The sequence below is a fragment of the Streptomyces sp. NPDC001351 genome (genome assembly GCF_042896045.1).
Taxonomy (GTDB): Bacteria; Actinomycetota; Actinomycetes; order Streptomycetales; family Streptomycetaceae; genus Streptomyces.
In genome coordinates this window covers 207,707-222,545 of record NZ_JBIAWS010000010.1, presented here as the reverse complement: position 1 = coordinate 222,545, position 14,839 = coordinate 207,707, and the positions used below count along the sequence as shown (strand labels likewise).

Genomic DNA, 14,839 nt, shown 5'->3' with positions numbered 1-14,839 from the left:
GGCCCCCGGCGGTACCGGTGCGGCCCCGTCGGCCCGCCGGTACCGGCTTCCCCTACCCGCACCGCACACAGAGGTCATCCGATGAGTACCGCAGCAGCCGTTCCCGAAGCATCCGACGACTCCGGAGGGCCGGGCGACGCCGGCACCGGGCTGTCCCTGCGCGGGCTGAGCAAGGAGTTCAAGCTCGGCCGACAGCGCGTACCCGCACTGGCCGGCGTCGACCTGGACACGGCTGAGGGCCAGTTCCTCGCGCTGCTCGGGCCGTCGGGCTGCGGCAAGTCGACCGTTCTGCGGATCCTCGCCGGGCTCGACAGCCCCACCTCCGGTACGGCCCTCGTACACGGCGAGGACCCGGAGGCGGCCCGCAAACGGCACCACCTGGGCATAGCCTTCCAGGACGCCGCGCTGCTGCCGTGGCGCTCGGTCGCCGCCAACATCCGGCTCCCGCTGGAGATCAGCGGCATCAAGCCCGACCCGGCGGCGATCTCCGACCTCATCCAGCTGGTCGGCCTCGAAGGCTTCGAGAAGGCACGCCCCGCCCAGCTCTCCGGCGGCATGCGGCAACGCGTCGCCATCGCCCGCTCGCTGGTCGTCGACCCCAAGGTGCTGTTGCTGGACGAACCCTTCGGCGCACTGGACGACATGACCCGCCAGCGGCTCAACCTCGAACTCCAGCGCATCTGGCAGGCCCGCGCGGTGACCACCCTGCTCGTCACGCACTCCATCAACGAGGCCGTGCTGCTGAGCGACACCGTCGCGGTCATGTCGCCCCGCCCGGGCCGGATCGTGGAGAAGGTCACCATCGACCTGCCCCGTCCCCGCACACCGGAGATGATGCGCTCGCCCGAGTTCCACGCGTACGCCGACCAGTTGTCGGAACTCCTGTTCGGCCGCGTCGACACGCCCGCCGACAGCGCCGCCGACGCTCCCGATCCCACGGTGGAGGCGTCATGAGTGCGCGGCGTTCCGCCTGGACCGGCGGGGCCGCCGGCATCGCGGCTCTGATAGGAGCGTGGTCACTGCTGTCCACCACGGTCGTCGGCACCGGGGACGGCGTGCCCACCCCCTGGGCGGTCGTGGCGAGCGTGTTCGACGACGGCTGGACCTTCTACAGCCCGCATGTCGAGCAGACCGTCGGCGAGGCCCTGACCGGCTATCTGGTCGGCAACGGGCTGGCGCTGGGCCTGGCGGTACTGGTGCTGCTGGTACCCGTGCTGGAGCGGGTGATCACGCAGATCGCGGTGGCCTCCTACTGCCTGCCCATCGTGGCGATCGGCCCGATCCTGTCCCTCGTCCTCGACGGGGACAAGCCGATGTCGGCGATGGCCGGGCTGTCGGTCTTCTTCACCACCCTCATCGGCGCACTGCTCGGGCTGCGCTCGGCCGACCCGGCCGCGCTCGACCTGGTACGCGCCTACGGCGGCGGCCGCTGGCAGCAGATGCTGCGGGTCCGCCTGATCGCCGCGCTGCCCAGCACGCTGGCCGCACTCAAGATCGCCGGCCCGGCGGCATTGCTCGGCGCGATCATCGGCGAATACCTGGGGCGGGTCGACAGCGGCCTCGGCGTCGCCATGACCATCGCCCAGCAGCAGCTCGACGTGCCCCGCACCTGGGGCATCGCCCTGGTCTCGGGCGCGGTGGCAGGCGTCGCGTACGGCGCGGTCGGGCTCGTCGCCCGCTACGCCCTGCCGTGGTCGCGCACGACGACAGTGGAAGGCGGAGGCGCATGAGCACCGCGACAGAGACAGAGACAGGGACCAGGACGGACGCGGCCCCCGCGCTGCGCTTCGCGGCGGGCGTGCTGCGCCCGCTGCTGAACGTGATCGTGACGATGGCGGCCGTCATCGTCCTGTGGATCATCTTCCTGCAGGTCTACGACCTGGACCCGCTGGTGGCCAAGTCACCGGTCGACATCCTCCACTACCTGTTCACCGGCCCGGACGCGGGCGCCCACCGCTCCCTGGTCTCCTCCGGACTGGGCCGCACGCTGCTCGACGCCGGGTCCGGCTTCGTCGCCGGACTGGCGGCGGCGGCCGGCGTGGCGGTCGTCTTCGTCCTCCTCCGGAGCGTCGAGCAGGCCCTGCTGCCGATGGCGGTCGTCATACGCTCCGTGCCCTTGGTGGCGATGACCCCGCTCATCACGCTCGTCTTCGGCCGCGGCCTGCTGGCCACCACCGTCATCAGCGGCCTGATCGTCTTCTTCCCCGCCCTGGTCACCATGGTCTTCGGCCTGCGCTCCGCATCCCGCCAGGCCGCCGACCTGTGCCGCGCGTACGGCGGCGGTGACTGGACCGTCGCCCGCAAGGTCATGCTGCCCAGCGCGGTCCCCGCGTTCTTCGCCAGCGCCCGCGTCGGTGTCCCCGGAGCCCTGATCGGCGCGCTGCTCGCCGAATGGCTCTCCACCGGACAAGGCCTCGGCTACGCCATGCTCAAGGACTCCTCCACCTTCGACTACGACCACCTCTGGGCCTCGGTCGCGGTCCTCACCGCGGTGTCCGCACTGGCGTACAACATCATCGCGGCCATCGAGACCGTCGCCCTGGCCCGCTTCGCGCCCAACATCCGTCCGGGCACCTGACCCAGTCCCGCCTGCAGCTGGAGACCTGCGCAATGGATGCCTCCGCCTTCGAAGGCTCTCCTCCCTCACGCCATCCCCCTGACTGGCGCCCTGCGCCATACGGTCTATGCCTGGCACTGCCAACACCTCATCGATACAGGTCAATTGCCCGGCACGAACACCACCGACCAGCCCGAACTCGCTGCGGCCCGCAAACGCATCGCCGAACTGGAGGCCGAGTTGGCCATCCACCACCGTGCTGCCGAGCTGCTGGGTGAGGTGACGCTCCCAAAAGGCGATTGGAAGCCATCCGCGTGATGGCCGGTGAGCATCTGCCGGTGCAGCCGGCCTGCCGGGTGCTGCACGTCGCCGAGTCCGGGTACTACGCCTGGCGGGACCGTCCGCCGTCGAACCGCCTGGTCAAGCACGCCAGGCTGACCGAGGCCATCGTGGGCATCCACACCGCCTCCCGCGGCACCTACGGAAGACGCCGGGTGCACGCAGACACTCCGCCCTGGCATGCTCAGCCCGGGGGCGTCATGCCAGCGCTCGCCTGCGGCGGCGGTGTCCTCGCCTCCGGAGTCTAGGAGCGCGGTGATGTACCGGGCGAGCTCGGAGGGGCCTCCCCCGCCGTAGCCGCTGCCGTAGGCGCGTCCGTTCTTCTCCGGCAGGATCGACAGCAGGCCGTCGCGGGTGCGGATCCAGAACATGCCGCTCCGGCGGTCGATGATCAGGTGGTAGAACTCGTCATCCGGCCGCGGATCGAGCGGGGCGTACGCCTTGTAGGTCCCCACTGGTCTGTGTTCCCGCCGACGGTGCGGTAGCGGTGCGCTATGACCGGCAGCCCGAACTCCGGGTCCATAAAGGTGCGGTAGCACAGGCAGCCCGATCCGCCGACCGCGGCCGGGGAGTCCTTGTCGTCGTCCACGCAGCGATCATGACCATGCTCGACGCGCGCATGCCGAGTTCAGGGTGTTCGCGGAAGCGCGGCCGCGATCTCGGCCGTACCGATGAGTTTCGTGCGGATTTGCAGTCCATGCCCTGGATCCAACGACAGCGGTGGGCCTGTGCTGGGAGCGTTCCAGCGCGGGAGGAAGCACATGGAGGTAGTGATGGGCGTCGATGACTCCGAGCGGAAGCGCACGATCCGGATGGGCGAGCCGGGGATGCGGGTGAGCGGTCCCAGGGTGTTGGTGGCGGGGGCGAGCATCGCGGGACCCGCTCTGGCCCACTGGCTGCGCCGGCGGGGTGCCGAGGTGACCGTGGTGGAGCGGGCTTCCGAGCTGCGTCCCGGCGGGCAGGCGGTGGACGCACGCGGCGTCGCCAAGGAGGTCATCGGGCGCATGGGGCTGGACGCGGCGGTCCGCGCGGCGTGCACCGAGACCGCCGGCGCGCACACCGTGGACGCGGACGGGCAGGTGCTGGAGACCTTCCGCGCGGACGACGACGGTGGCGACGGGTTCATCGCGGACATCGAGATCCTGCGCGGGGACCTGTCCCAGGTGCTCTACGACGACACCCGCGACGGCGTCGAGTACATCTTCGGCGACCGGATCGCCGAGCTCGCCCAGGACACGGACGGGGTCGATGTGGTCTTCGCGGGCGGCGACCGGCGGCGCTTCGACCTGGTGGTCGGGGCCGACGGGCTGCACTCGGAGCTGCGGGCGATGGTCTTCGGGCCGCATGAGCGCTTCCTCCGCCACCTCGGGCACGTGCTGGCCTTCTACAGTGTGCCCAACGAGTTCGGGCTGGACCGCTGGTTGCTCGAGTACCAGGACCAGGAGTCCGGGCGTTCAGCCCTCCTGCGACCTATCCAGGACGCCACCCGGGCGATGGCCATGTTCTACTGCGCCTCGGCTGACTTCGACGTCGACTACCGTGACGTCGCGGCCCAGAAGCGCCTGCTGCGTGAGCGGATGGCGGGCCTGGGCTGGCTGGCCCCGGACATCCTCGCGCACCTGGACGACACCCCGGACTTCTACCTCGACCAGGTCGCCCAGGTGGTGATGGACCGCTGGTCGAGCGGACGGGTGGGGCTGCTCGGAGACGCAGCGTTCAGCTCGTCGCCGATGTCCGGGCAGGGCACCGGCCTGGCCCTGGTCGGCGCCTACCTGCTCGCCGGAGAGCTGGCGGCCGCCGAGTGGGACCCCGCCACCGGATTCACCCGCTACGAGGCGCGGATGCGCTCGTTCGTCGAGGCCAACCAGGAGATCGGCCGATTGAACGCCCGCAGTCGCGACGTCCCCGGTCCAGACGCCGAGCCGCGCCCCGATTTCGAAGGCGCATGGTTCTCCGAGCTGGTCGGGCGCGCGATCAACGGCGTGGCGCTTCCCGACTATGCGGGGGTGCCGGACTCCGCAGCCCCGGCCGGATCGCCGATCACGTCGTCAGCCAAGCCGTAGGCGTCACGTAACGTGTCGAGAGGGGCGACGGTTCGCTAAGTGGTCGTGGCTGTAGGTTCTTCGGGGGTTGATCATGCTGCCAGGGCAACGGAGGATTCTTCGTGGTGATCGGCGGTGTGCCGGTCGAGCCTGGCCAGCAGATCGTCCAGGTCGGAGGTGGTGAACCTCCACTGGAACGGCTGTGCCGTGGCGTTGTAGCGGTCTTCGAATGCTCGGAGCCGGTTTCGGACCTCGTCGAGGTCTGTGAAGTCGTTGGGTGAGACGACCTTGCGCGGCACGATGGAGAAGAAGATCTCCATCTGGTTCAGCCAGGAGGCGTGACCGGGGGTGTGGACCATGACGGCGTTCGGGAACCGGGAGGCCAAGCGGTCGATGGCCGACCTGCCGCGGTGCGAGGAGCCGTTGTCGACGATGAAGAAGACCCGTTTCGCGCTGGCGTGGGGTTCGTTGCCCATCACCTGCTCGACCAGTCTCATGAACGGCACGATGCCTGTGCGCTGTTCGCAGCGGCCGAAGACCTCGGCCCGGTGGATGTCGTAGGCGGCCAGGTAGGCCAGGGCTCCGCCGCGCCCGTAAGTGTGGTTGACGCGCATCGAGCGGGCCTGGCCTGGGGCCAGGGTGGGATGGCAGCAGCGGGCCTGGATGGAGGTGTTCTCGTCCGCGGAGATGACGTACTCGTCCTCTCCGAGCGGGGTGCCATCGAAGTTGCGCGTGTACAGGTCCAGGACCCGTTGAGCGGTGGCGCGGAAGTTCGGGTCGCGGATGAAGATCCAGGAACGGTGCTGCCAGGGCTTGAGTACGTCGTCCCTGAGCCAGCGGCGCACAGTGGAGGCGGAGATCGTGTCGGTGACGGCCCGGGTGGAGGCCTCGCGCGCGAGTTCGGGGCACGACCAGCGCGAGAGCGGGGCTCCGGACTCGGTGGGCAACTGGCAGGCAACTGCCTTGACTTCGGCGATCTGCAGCGCGGTGAACGTCGGAGGCCGCCCCGACCGCTTGCGGTCGGCCAGGGCAGGCACCCTGCCGGCCGCGAATCGGCCGCGCCAGCGGCGCACGGTGTCCACGTACAGGTGAGTTTCGGCGGCGATCTGGACGTTGCTGCGGCCTCGTGCTGCCAGGAGCACGATCGTCGCCCGCTGGCGTGCCTGGTGCGGGGTCTTGTGGCCGTAGGCCATCTTCTTGAGCCGGTGGCGCTCGGCAGCGGCCGGTTCCAAGGGCACGGCGGAGCACGCGGGCATGGAAGGAGGGCGGCCCATCTATCCGTGGTGGAGAACGAAGTGGCGGGGCCGGCTTCCCGCACGGGCCGTCGGCTCGCCAGGGCCACAGCCAGACCATCGGACCCGGTGAACCTTCCTGGCAGAGCCGAATTACTCGTCAGGCGTTGGAGTGAACACCGATGCCGCCGGAGACGGTGAGGTTGTCGCCGGTGATGTAGTTGGCGACGTCCGAGGCGAGGAAGGCCACGGCTTCGGCGATGTCGGCGGGGGCGCCGATGCGGCCGAGCGGGACGTCCCGGGCCCAGGAGTCGATCATTTCCTGGGAGACACCCATCTTGCTGTAGGCAGGGGTGTTGATGATTCCCGGGCTGACCGCGTTGACGCGGATGCGGCGGGGGGCGAGTTCGAGCGCAAGGGAGCGCATGAGGGGCAGCAGAGCGCCCTTGGCCGCTGTCATCGCAGCCCCGAGCCCTTCGGCGGCGCCCACGGTGAACACGACCGAGGCGCCCTCGTTGAGGAGTGGCAGCGCCTTTTGCAGGGTGAAGAAGTTTCCCTTGACGTTGATGTCGAAGAGGGCGTCGAAGGCGTCTTCGTCGGTTGATTCGATCGGGCCGGGGCGGGAGATGCCCGCGTTGAGGAAGAGCAGGTCGAGGGAGCCGAGTTGCCGGCGTGCCTGGTCGATCGCCTGGTCGATGTCCGGCAGAGACCGTGCGTCGGCCCGGACGACCGTGACGTCTTCGGGAAGTCCGGTGTCGGCGACATTGCCGACACCGGTGACCATGACGCGGTAGCCGCGGGAGTGGAGTAGTTCGGCGGTCGCCTTGCCGATGCCGCTGGTTCCACCGGTGATCAAAGCTGTGGGTGCAGGCATGATGCCTCCTTTGCGTACTTCTGGGTAGGGGTGAGCGGCTCTGTCCGTAGGGCGGCGGGCGTGCTGCGCCACCACCCGCTGGCAGCGTACGCCAATTTGGCAGCGACTGCCAACCATGACGTGACTGTCGGCCTGACAGTTCTGAGTTAGTCTGGTGGCATGAAGCAGGAAGCCAAATCAGCGACGGGTGCACCGACCACGCTGTGGGACCGGACACGGCAGCTGGCTTCCCAGGAGATCCTCGATACGGCTCTGCGCCTGTTCACCGAGCAGGGCTACGACGAGACGACCATCGCCCAGATCGCCCGGGAGGCCGGAGTCTCCCAGCGCACCCTCTTCCGCTATTTCGGCACCAAGGAGGACCTTCTCGGCGGCGGCCAGGACCGGTTCGGACAGGTCCTGATGGACACGATCAGCGAACAGCCCGCCGAAGCCGGCGTCTGGGAGGCCCTGCGCGCAGGGGTTGCCGCGGTACTGGCCTTGCACGACAGCCGCGAGCAGGCCCTGGAGCGGTTCCGTCTCCTGCACAACACCGCCTCACTGCGCGCCGGTTGGCTCGAAAAGCGACTGCGGTTCCAGGAGAACCTGCTGCCGCTCATCGAGACCCGTATGGACGCAGCTACCGGCAACGAGGGCGCGAAGGCCCGCGCGGTGATCGCGACGGCGTTCGCATGCCTGGATGCCGCGTCGATGACGTGGGTCGCCAACGACGGCAAGGGGGAAATCATGGACCTGTACGACGAGTGCTTGGCTGCGGTGCGCGGCTGATCCGCAGTGGCCAACCAGCCCGGAAACCGTGGACGGAAACTGAGCACATCTGCTGCCACAGACCGGGTCCGCATCCGGAGAAACCCGTGGCACGCCCACTCCGCGAGGGCGAGGTTGTGCAGACGGGCGATACCGAGCATGGCGTGGTGGACGCCGTCGCCCTTCAGGCGGCAGTCGCGGAGGATCTTCCAGGTCTTCACACGGGCGAAGGTGTGCTCGACGCGGGCGCCGACTTTGCGGTGGGAGGCGTTGTGTTCCCCCTTCCAAGCGGGGAAGCTCTGGCCCTTCTCTCGGCGACGTGGGATGACCAGGCCGGCGCCCCGGTAGCCGCCGTCCGCGATGACGGTGGTCGTGGCGACGGCGGCTTCCGTCCCGGACAGTTCCCCTGCCTTGCAGTCGTTGCGGTTGCCGGGTAGCGGCCGGCCGACGGCGACGACCAGGCGGGTGTCGGCGTCGATGACGACCTGGTGGTTGGTGGAGTAGCGGTAGTCCTTCGACTGCTCCGCCACCTGGTGGTCGCGGGTGGGGACCAGGGTGCCGTCCACAATGAGCACGGTGCCCTCGCGGAACCGTTGGCGTTGGTGAAGCGCGAGCGACGGTCCGAGGTGGTCGATGATGCGGTCGGCTGCCGACTTGGACACCCCGAACTGCGGGGCCAGTTGGCGCAGTGTCAGATTCGTCCGCCAGCAGGCGGCGAACAGGAGTGCACGGTTCTCCAGAGGCAGGCTTCATGGCCGGCCCCCTTGCGCACCGGATCCGCACCCTCACGCCGCAGCGCGGTGACCAGCCTGTTGAACTGACGAGGGCTTATCCCGGAGAACGGGGATATCCAGGGGGGTCCGACGCCGTGATCACACCAGCCACACGAAGGTTGTCTCATCCGTGGTCCACGGGCCGGAGAAGATTTTCACCTGCGCCCAGTACCCAGGAGTGCCTGGCTCTCCGAGCGGATCCAGCACTGCTCGGCCACCATCTCGTCCGCGTCACCGCGGGCGAGGAAGGTCGCCCATGGCTCGGTGCCTTGCCTGCCAAGGCGTTCGATGCGCGTGGCCTCGCGGGACTGGAGGGCGTCCAGTGCCTCGATCACAGCTCCAGGCTGTTCCCCGTAAGCAGTGCAGAGGGTATGAAGGCGGGCCCGCAGGGTACTGGCGCCGGTGACCGATGCTCGCCGCTGCTGTTCCACGGGCCGCAGGGGGATGGCGTACCAGGCAAGTTGAGCCAGGTCGTCAATCGCATGCCCAGGTGCTGCGAAGTCCCAGTCGATGAAGCCGATGAGCCGGCCACTGTCCCAGATCGAGTTCCACGGTCCGAGGTCTCCGTGTCGGATCACCATGCCTGGCTGCCACGCTTCTTCCTGGCCCTGCCACCGGGCATCGGCCGGCGGACGGAAGGTCCGGACGGCATCGTGGTAATCCCGCAGCCAGCGGCCCAACTCAGCAACCCCGCGCAAAGAGCGCAACGCTTCCGGCCAGGGCGTGAACGCGGGCTCGCCAACGAGCAGCGACAGCACCTCGTCGGTGCCGTCGGTGCCCAACACGCGGGGCGCCCGGCTGAAACCCACCGCTTCCAGATGCCTCAGGAGGGCGTGTACGGCAGGTGTCCACGCGCCCGTCGGCCTGCGGATCGTCGCACCGATCCGTCGCACTGTCGTGACACTGCCGCGGTCTGTGGAGCCGTCCTCAATCACTGGGCCAGCGTAGTCCGGCTGCCTCAGCAGGCGCCTTGAATATCAGCGCGCCGGACTTGCGTCTCACGTCCGGCTGACAACAGATACGGCCGTGGCGCCAGTTGCGGGGCAGCGTCCCTGGTGCGGGATCTGCTGCCGGTGCCCGGGTGGCTGGAGGGCCGGGCGGCCGTCCAGAGGGCTACCGCCACCGGCAGATGATCGACGCGGTGCGCTACCTCGTCGACAACGGCTTCAAATGGCGGGCGATGCCCGCGGACTTCCCGCCGTGGCCTCGCGTGTACGCCTTCTTCGCCCGCCGGCGGGATGCAGGCCTTGTGGCCGAGCTGCACGACCGGCTGCGCGCGGCCGTCCGCCAGGCCGAAGGCCGTGGGCCGTGGGCCGTGGGCAGGAGGTATCTCCGCTGACCACGCGTATCCGCAGGGTCTTCCGACTCGCGGGCCTGCTTCCCGCCCCACGGCTTTGGGTGACCGTGGCGGAGACGACGCGAGGCGAGCTGGCCCCGTGACACGGCCCCAGGATCCCCCTACCCCTGAGTGGCGAGGCGCGCGGGCGGGGCGTGGAGGTGATGACACCGAGAGAGATCATCCCCGTCCCCTCGGAGCGGCCCGCGAGCGGCCTGCGGGGTCAGCTGGCGAGCACGGTGTCGAGCCAGTCGAAGGTGCGCTGGTGGAACAGCAACGCCGCACCCTCGTGGCAATGCTCGCCCGCGCCTTCGTCCTCACGGAAGGTGATCAGCGCCTTCTGGCAGGTCAGCGCCTCGAACAGGCGCGGCGGCTGGCCCTTGAAGAACTGGTCGTTCTCGGCGTCGAGGACGAGTGTCGGGCAGGTGATGCGGTCGGCGATACCGGCCATCGTGTACGCCTCGGCCGCCTTCAGCATCTCGCCGTAGCTGGACACGCCCATGGTCCACAGGCCGTTGTGTACCACCCACCGCGCAGACACGTTCTGCGCCACCAGCGCATCCAGGCCGCCGGGCACTGAGGCGGCACGGCTGGCGAGTGAGGCCAGGATCTCGTGGAAGTCGTCGACGCCGTCGTGCAGCACGCAGGCGGCGATGCGGTGTTCGAAGGCGGCCGCCCTCGCGGCGAGGTAGCCGCCCAGGCTGGTACCGACGAGCACGAGTTGCTCGGGGTCCGCCTCGGGCACGGTGAGCGCGAAGTCGACGACCGGGGTGACCACGGCCTCCCAGTCGTACCGGAAGTGCAGGCCCTGGTCGCGGACGGTGCTGCCCTGGCCGGGGCCGTCGAAGGTGAGGACGTTGTAGCCGCGCCGCAGCGCGCCCGCGGCCAGCGCGAAGTAGTTCTCCTCCAGGGTGGAGTCGTAGCCGCCGTGGTAGATCAGGGTCGGGCGCGGGGTGCCCGAGTCGTCGACGAGGAAGAGGTAGCCGGGCAGCGTGGTGCCCTCGTAGGGGATGCGCAGGGCGCGGGCCGGCGTGTCGAGGAGGGCGGCCGCGTCGGCGAAGGTCTGCTGGGATGCCTTGGCCAGCCGCGCTGACTCGGCGTCGTTGGCGGGGTCCTCGCGGCGGTAGAAGTCCGCGGTCCGGTAGTAGTTCGACGCGCGCAGCAGCGCCTCCCGGGCGCTGACCCGGTGACCGGCGGCCAGCGCGTCCCGGCCGGTGCGCTCGATGCGCGCCGCCGTCGCGGCCCACTGGGCCGACCAGGCTTCCTCGTCCCCTTCCGGGATCTGCCGGCAGGTGACCAGGACTTCGCCGAGGTCGGCGCCGGCGTAGGCGGCGTAGCCCGCGGCCCGCAGCGCCTCGAAGGAGAAGGACTCGTCGTCGTAGAGGAACTTCATCTTCGACTCCCTTCGATGAATGGAACGGAACGGCACCGTTCCATATTCCTCATATCGTAGCACACGGAACGGGACCGTTCCGTTCGCTATGCTTGGGTGCATGACTGAGCAGCAGAAGAAGGAACGGCCGGCGACCGGAGGAGCGGTCCTGCGGCAGCGGGTGACCGACGCGATCACCGAGGCGGCCTTCGCCGAACTCGCCGAGACCGGGTATGCCCGGATGTCGATGGAGGCGGTGGCCCGGCGTGCCGGTGTGGGCAAGGCCGCGCTCTACCGGCGCTGGTCCTCGAAGCAGACGATGATCGCCGAGTTGATCCGCAGCAAGGTCACCCACACACTCCCACACACGCCGGCCACCGGCGACTTGCACAGTGACCTCCGCGAGCTGCTCGCCACCTTCCGCAGTCAACTGGCCCATCCGCTGCTCGCCCGGATCTGGGCCGGGCTGCTCGCCGAGGCCAGCCACGACGACGCTCTGGCGGAGGGGCTCCACACCGAAGTGACCGCACCGCGGCGTGCGGCGGCGCGCACCATCCTGCAGGCCGCGATCGACCGCGGCGAACTCCCCCCCGGCCTGGATCTGGATCTCGGCACCGACCTGCTGATCGCACCGCTCGCATTCCGCGTACTGGTCCTACGGGGCAGCAGCGACGATGAGTATCTGGACACGCTGACCAACGCCATCGAGGCGGCGCTGAAAGCGACGGTCCGCTGACCTCGCCGTTTCGGTTGAGGCAGAGTCAAGCTGCGGGCCTGAAACCGAAAGTGATGCGCGGACTCTCCTCGCATCTCGCTCAATGCCCGCCTCCTCTTGGGGCGGACACGATCAAGACTCCCGGCGTCTCCGATCGCCGCCCAGGGGCGGCCCGTGTCGATCAACTAGCTGAAGGAGCGCAGGTCAGCACCCGGCCAGCGATGGCCCACCGCGACACCATGTTCATCTGTGAAGTACCGACGCACATCCTCCGGCCTGCGGCGGAACCGGCGGATCCAGCCGCGGACCGTGCCGTCCGCCAACCCCAGACGGGCGGCGACCTGCCGGTGTCCCATGCCGAGCCGCTGTCTCCAGCCCGGCTACGATCACCTCGGCCGCGTCCATCCGCCGAGGCCACAGCGTCTCCGGCAGCAGCACGTGCGTCGTCCCGCAGCCCGTGCAGCGGGGCCGTCGAGGACCTACGAACCAGCGAGCCCCGAGATCGCCCCGTACCTCCCGCGGCCGGCCATGCCCCCAGGGAGCGAGCGGTGCCCCGCATGACGGACAGGCCAACTCTCCCGCCCGCAGCTGGCGTTCCACGCGCGCCGCATCGGAGTCGGTGATCAGCACGAGGCTGCCGTCGTCTCAGCGGCGGGACATGTAGAGGTCGAGGGCTTTGTGCAGGACCTTGTTGAGGGGGTAGTCCCACTCGCCGAGGTATTCGACGGCCTGGCCGCCGGTGCCGGCCTTGAAGCGGAGAAGTCCCAGCAGGTGGTTGTCCTCTTCCAAGGTGTCGGTGATGCCGCGGAAGTCGTAGACAGCCGCTCCGAGTTCGTGGGCGTCCGACATCATCCGCCACTGGATGGCGTTGTTCGGCTGGACCTCGCGCTTGCGGCTGGTGGAAGCGCCGTAGGAGTACCAGACGTGCTCGCCGACGGTCAGCATCGTGGCGGCGGCGAGCACCTCGTCCTCGTGATAGGCGAGGTAGAGGCGCATCCGGTCGTCGTCCTCGGCCTGCAGCGCGGTCCACATCCGCTGGAAGTAGGCCAGCGGACGCGGGATGAACCGGTCCCGTTCAGCGGTCTCGACATAGAGGCCGTAGAACGCGGGCAGATCGTCGTAGCCGCCCTGGACCACCTTGACGCCGGCCTTCTCCGCCTTCTTGATGTTGCGGCGCCACTGCTGGTTGAAGTCGCGCTGGATCTCCTCCAGCGACCGCTCGGCGAAGGGGACCTGGAACACGTAGCGCGGCTGGCCCGCGGCGAAGCCGTCCTCGCCGCCGGGCTCGGTCTGCTGCCAGCCCATCCGGCGCAGCCGGTCGGCGATGTCGAAGGCCCGCGGCTCGTGCACGGTGGCCTCCACATCCCGTAGTTGCCTGGCCTGCGGGTCAGCGATCGCGGCCTTGACCGCCTCGGCGCTCCAGCGGCGGGCGACGACGGGCGGTCCCATCTTCACCGAAAAGGCGCCCTGCTCCTTCAAGTACGCGAGCATTGGCTCAAGCCACCGCTCCAGATCTGCCGCGGCCCAGTCGATGACAGGGCCCTCGGGCAGGTAGGCGAGGTACCTCCTCAGCTTCGGCAACGGCCGCAGCAGCACCAGCCCTGCCCCGACGAGGCGGTCGCTGCCGTCGAACCAGCCCAGACTCTCCGCCCGCCAGTCCGGCTTCACGTCCCCCCACGAGGGAACCTGCATGTGGCTCACCGAGGGCCGGGCCGTGACGAAGGCCAGATGCTCCTCGCGGGTGATCGCCTTCAGGCGATAGCTCATGCGCAGTGCTCCTTTGTTCGACGCACAAGCCTACTGAGGCGTATGGCACGTCCAGGTTCCTCGTGCACACAGTGTCGTCGCGGACGAAGCAGAAGCAGACTGCCCAGAAAGATCACCGATCATGCTCATCGTGAGTGTCGCAAACCCCGACCTTCATCAACATACAGAGAGTCGTCCAACACCGTATCCGGCCGGACACGCTGTGGGACTTCGAGCAGGCCTGGCACCCCGACCCCTATCCAGAGGGCCTGCCGCGCGCCTACGCGTACTGGTCACAGGACGGGCAGGAGATCACCGGGGTGTCGCGGTAGGCAGTTGTTCGGGCAGCAATTCCACACCGAAACGTCGGTGTAGGGCCGCCATGTCCTGCCGGTCCTCGTTGTCGAGCGGGTACCCCGTGTGGCAGAGCGCCTGCCCCTGCGCGGTCAGGCAGCGTACGGGCCGTCCCTCGATGACTCCGCTGCCGCCGAACCAAGCGGCGGCATAGACCCACACCTCGCCGTTTTCCATGGTGTAGTTGCCGTTGCCGTCCCGGTCGAAGACGACAGGGTGGACATCTACGGTGCGTCCGTTCTGGTCACGGAGGACGAAACAGGATGTCAGGCGCCCCTCAGCCACGGCGAACCCGCGGGCCTGGAGGACTGCTACGAGGTCACGGGCTTGATCGAGCCGGACGATCACGTCGACGTCCTTGTGGGGACGTGTCTGCTTTCCAAGGAGGGCGTCAACGCCCCAGCCTCCGTCTCCGAGCCATACGTCGATGCCCCCGGCCTCAAGAGCCCTGATCACAGTCAATGCATCCGCAGCACTCATCATCACGCCGCCAGTATCGAGCCCGAAGATCGCATCATGCGGTGAGGCGGCGGATGCGGCCGGGGACGCGACCGCGCTCGCCGAGCTGCTGGAGCACACGCTGCGAGTGCCGGCCCGCCCAGGGAGACCTGACCGCTTGTTTGCGTCCCATGACACGGCCGTTACTGGCACGTCGGCCGTGGGTTCAGCGTGAGGCGTGAGTTGTAGTCCCCGTGACGCGATCACAATCGGTGCTTCTTGAGGCAGCCCCGCGCGCGAGTAGCCGCTCCTCC

General features: G+C 69.1%; 18 protein-coding genes and 1 pseudogene. 10 read left to right on the top strand and 9 right to left on the bottom strand.

Translation table 11 applies throughout. The features are described from left to right. Nucleotides 1–81 precede the first annotated feature (81 nt). From ACFY1U_RS33870 to ACFY1U_RS33850, 5 genes are all read left to right on the top strand, one after another. On the top strand, nt 82–954 hold the full coding sequence (locus tag ACFY1U_RS33870) for an ABC transporter ATP-binding protein (RefSeq protein ID WP_390697966.1): 873 nt from the start codon (nt 82–84) through the stop codon (nt 952–954). Beyond that, nucleotides 951–1,730 (top strand): ABC transporter permease, encoded by a 780-nt coding sequence (locus tag ACFY1U_RS33865; RefSeq protein ID WP_390697965.1) that lies wholly within the window; start codon nt 951–953, stop codon nt 1,728–1,730. Before ACFY1U_RS33870 ends, ACFY1U_RS33865 begins: the two co-directional genes overlap by 4 nt. Then, nucleotides 1,727–2,578: an ABC transporter permease gene (locus tag ACFY1U_RS33860; protein ID WP_390697964.1), complete on the top strand. Its 852-nt coding sequence runs from the start codon at nt 1,727–1,729 to the stop codon at nt 2,576–2,578. Before ACFY1U_RS33865 ends, ACFY1U_RS33860 begins: the two co-directional genes overlap by 4 nt. 144 nt (nt 2,579–2,722) lie before the next feature. Further along, nucleotides 2,723–2,875: a hypothetical protein gene (locus ACFY1U_RS33855; protein ID WP_390697963.1), complete on the top strand. Its 153-nt coding sequence runs from the start codon at nt 2,723–2,725 to the stop codon at nt 2,873–2,875. After that, nucleotides 2,857–3,144, top strand: a complete 288-nt coding sequence (locus ACFY1U_RS33850; RefSeq protein ID WP_390697962.1) for a hypothetical protein — start codon at nt 2,857–2,859, stop codon at nt 3,142–3,144. The genes ACFY1U_RS33855 and ACFY1U_RS33850 overlap by 19 nt, the downstream gene beginning before the upstream one ends. A gap of 143 nt (nt 3,145–3,287) precedes the next feature. Here the strand turns inward: ACFY1U_RS33850 and ACFY1U_RS33845 are convergent, their stop codons facing one another. Then, the gene (locus ACFY1U_RS33845) at nt 3,288–3,485 is read right to left on the bottom strand and encodes a hypothetical protein (protein ID WP_390697961.1); all 198 of its coding nucleotides are present in this window, start codon (nt 3,483–3,485) and stop codon (nt 3,288–3,290) included. Between the two features lie 184 nt (nt 3,486–3,669). Here ACFY1U_RS33845 and ACFY1U_RS33840 point away from each other — a divergent pair, with 184 nt between their 5' ends. Next, complete coding sequence (locus ACFY1U_RS33840) at nt 3,670–4,959, top strand: FAD-dependent monooxygenase (protein ID WP_390697960.1); 1,290 nt, start codon at nt 3,670–3,672, stop codon at nt 4,957–4,959. Between the two features lie 71 nt (nt 4,960–5,030). Here ACFY1U_RS33840 and ACFY1U_RS33835 read toward each other — a convergent pair whose 3' ends face one another. Together ACFY1U_RS33835 and ACFY1U_RS33830 are read right to left on the bottom strand one after the other, a co-directional pair. Beyond that, nucleotides 5,031–6,194, bottom strand: coding sequence for an IS630 family transposase (locus ACFY1U_RS33835; protein WP_390697959.1), 1,164 nt, complete (start codon nt 6,192–6,194; stop codon nt 5,031–5,033). A gap of 136 nt (nt 6,195–6,330) precedes the next feature. Next, on the bottom strand, nt 6,331–7,044 hold the full coding sequence (locus ACFY1U_RS33830) for an SDR family NAD(P)-dependent oxidoreductase (protein WP_390697958.1): 714 nt from the start codon (nt 7,042–7,044) through the stop codon (nt 6,331–6,333). A 159-nt stretch (nt 7,045–7,203) separates the two neighbouring features. Here ACFY1U_RS33830 and ACFY1U_RS33825 point away from each other — a divergent pair, with 159 nt between their 5' ends. Further along, a complete protein-coding gene (locus tag ACFY1U_RS33825; protein WP_390697957.1) occupies nt 7,204–7,812 on the top strand; it encodes a TetR/AcrR family transcriptional regulator in 609 nt (202 codons plus the stop codon). Between the two features lie 101 nt (nt 7,813–7,913). Here the strand turns inward: ACFY1U_RS33825 and ACFY1U_RS33820 are convergent. After that, nucleotides 7,914–8,676: pseudogene (locus tag ACFY1U_RS33820) on the bottom strand (transposase); the annotation flags it as partial. A 43-nt stretch (nt 8,677–8,719) separates the two neighbouring features. Further along, nucleotides 8,720–9,499, bottom strand: a complete 780-nt coding sequence (locus ACFY1U_RS33815) for a phosphotransferase (RefSeq protein WP_390697956.1) — start codon at nt 9,497–9,499, stop codon at nt 8,720–8,722. Between the two features lie 146 nt (nt 9,500–9,645). Here ACFY1U_RS33815 and ACFY1U_RS33810 point away from each other — a divergent pair, with 146 nt between their 5' ends. Then, nucleotides 9,646–9,903, top strand: coding sequence for a transposase (locus ACFY1U_RS33810; RefSeq protein ID WP_390697955.1), 258 nt, complete (start codon nt 9,646–9,648; stop codon nt 9,901–9,903). Between the two features lie 220 nt (nt 9,904–10,123). Here the strand turns inward: ACFY1U_RS33810 and ACFY1U_RS33805 are convergent, their stop codons facing one another. Beyond that, nucleotides 10,124–11,293, bottom strand: a complete 1,170-nt coding sequence (locus ACFY1U_RS33805) for an alpha/beta hydrolase family protein (protein ID WP_390697954.1) — start codon at nt 11,291–11,293, stop codon at nt 10,124–10,126. Between the two features lie 100 nt (nt 11,294–11,393). On the opposite strand from ACFY1U_RS33805, the gene ACFY1U_RS33800 reads away from it, so the two are divergent. After that, nucleotides 11,394–12,008 (top strand): TetR/AcrR family transcriptional regulator, encoded by a 615-nt coding sequence (locus ACFY1U_RS33800; RefSeq protein WP_390697953.1) that lies wholly within the window; start codon nt 11,394–11,396, stop codon nt 12,006–12,008. 222 nt (nt 12,009–12,230) lie between these two features. Here ACFY1U_RS33800 and ACFY1U_RS33795 read toward each other — a convergent pair whose 3' ends face one another. Then, nucleotides 12,231–12,587 (bottom strand): DUF6431 domain-containing protein, encoded by a 357-nt coding sequence (locus ACFY1U_RS33795; protein WP_390698064.1) that lies wholly within the window; start codon nt 12,585–12,587, stop codon nt 12,231–12,233. 45 nt (nt 12,588–12,632) lie between these two features. Further along, entirely contained in the window at nt 12,633–13,754 is a 1,122-nt protein-coding gene (locus ACFY1U_RS33790; RefSeq protein ID WP_390697952.1) for a lipid II:glycine glycyltransferase FemX, read from the bottom strand. A 134-nt stretch (nt 13,755–13,888) separates the two neighbouring features. Here ACFY1U_RS33790 and ACFY1U_RS33785 point away from each other — a divergent pair, with 134 nt between their 5' ends. Beyond that, nucleotides 13,889–14,065, top strand: coding sequence for a hypothetical protein (locus ACFY1U_RS33785; RefSeq protein ID WP_390697951.1), 177 nt, complete (start codon nt 13,889–13,891; stop codon nt 14,063–14,065). On the opposite strand, the gene ACFY1U_RS33780 is transcribed toward ACFY1U_RS33785, so the two are convergent. Continuing rightward, complete coding sequence (locus tag ACFY1U_RS33780) at nt 14,046–14,666, bottom strand: nucleotidyltransferase domain-containing protein (RefSeq protein ID WP_390697950.1); 621 nt, start codon at nt 14,664–14,666, stop codon at nt 14,046–14,048. The genes ACFY1U_RS33785 and ACFY1U_RS33780 overlap by 20 nt on opposite strands. Between the last annotated feature and the right edge of the window lie 173 nt (nt 14,667–14,839).

What these genes read in the sequence shown, in the direction of transcription:
- ACFY1U_RS33840 (WP_390697960.1), top strand. Translation starts at nt 3,670, where the DNA reads ATGGGCGTCGATGACTCCGAGCGGAAGCGCACGATCCGGATGGGCGAG.
- ACFY1U_RS33800 (WP_390697953.1), top strand. Translation starts at nt 11,394, where the DNA reads ATGACTGAGCAGCAGAAGAAGGAACGGCCGGCGACCGGAGGAGCGGTC.
- ACFY1U_RS33825 (WP_390697957.1), top strand. Translation starts at nt 7,204, where the DNA reads ATGAAGCAGGAAGCCAAATCAGCGACGGGTGCACCGACCACGCTGTGG.
- ACFY1U_RS33790 (WP_390697952.1), bottom strand. Translation starts at nt 13,754, where the DNA reads ATGAGCTATCGCCTGAAGGCGATCACCCGCGAGGAGCATCTGGCCTTC.
- ACFY1U_RS33865 (WP_390697965.1), top strand. Translation starts at nt 951, where the DNA reads ATGAGTGCGCGGCGTTCCGCCTGGACCGGCGGGGCCGCCGGCATCGCG.
- ACFY1U_RS33860 (WP_390697964.1), top strand. Translation starts at nt 1,727, where the DNA reads ATGAGCACCGCGACAGAGACAGAGACAGGGACCAGGACGGACGCGGCC.
- ACFY1U_RS33805 (WP_390697954.1), bottom strand. Translation starts at nt 11,293, where the DNA reads ATGAAGTTCCTCTACGACGACGAGTCCTTCTCCTTCGAGGCGCTGCGG.
- ACFY1U_RS33870 (WP_390697966.1), top strand. Translation starts at nt 82, where the DNA reads ATGAGTACCGCAGCAGCCGTTCCCGAAGCATCCGACGACTCCGGAGGG.
- ACFY1U_RS33830 (WP_390697958.1), bottom strand. Translation starts at nt 7,044, where the DNA reads ATGCCTGCACCCACAGCTTTGATCACCGGTGGAACCAGCGGCATCGGC.
- ACFY1U_RS33835 (WP_390697959.1), bottom strand. Translation starts at nt 6,194, where the DNA reads ATGCCCGCGTGCTCCGCCGTGCCCTTGGAACCGGCCGCTGCCGAGCGC.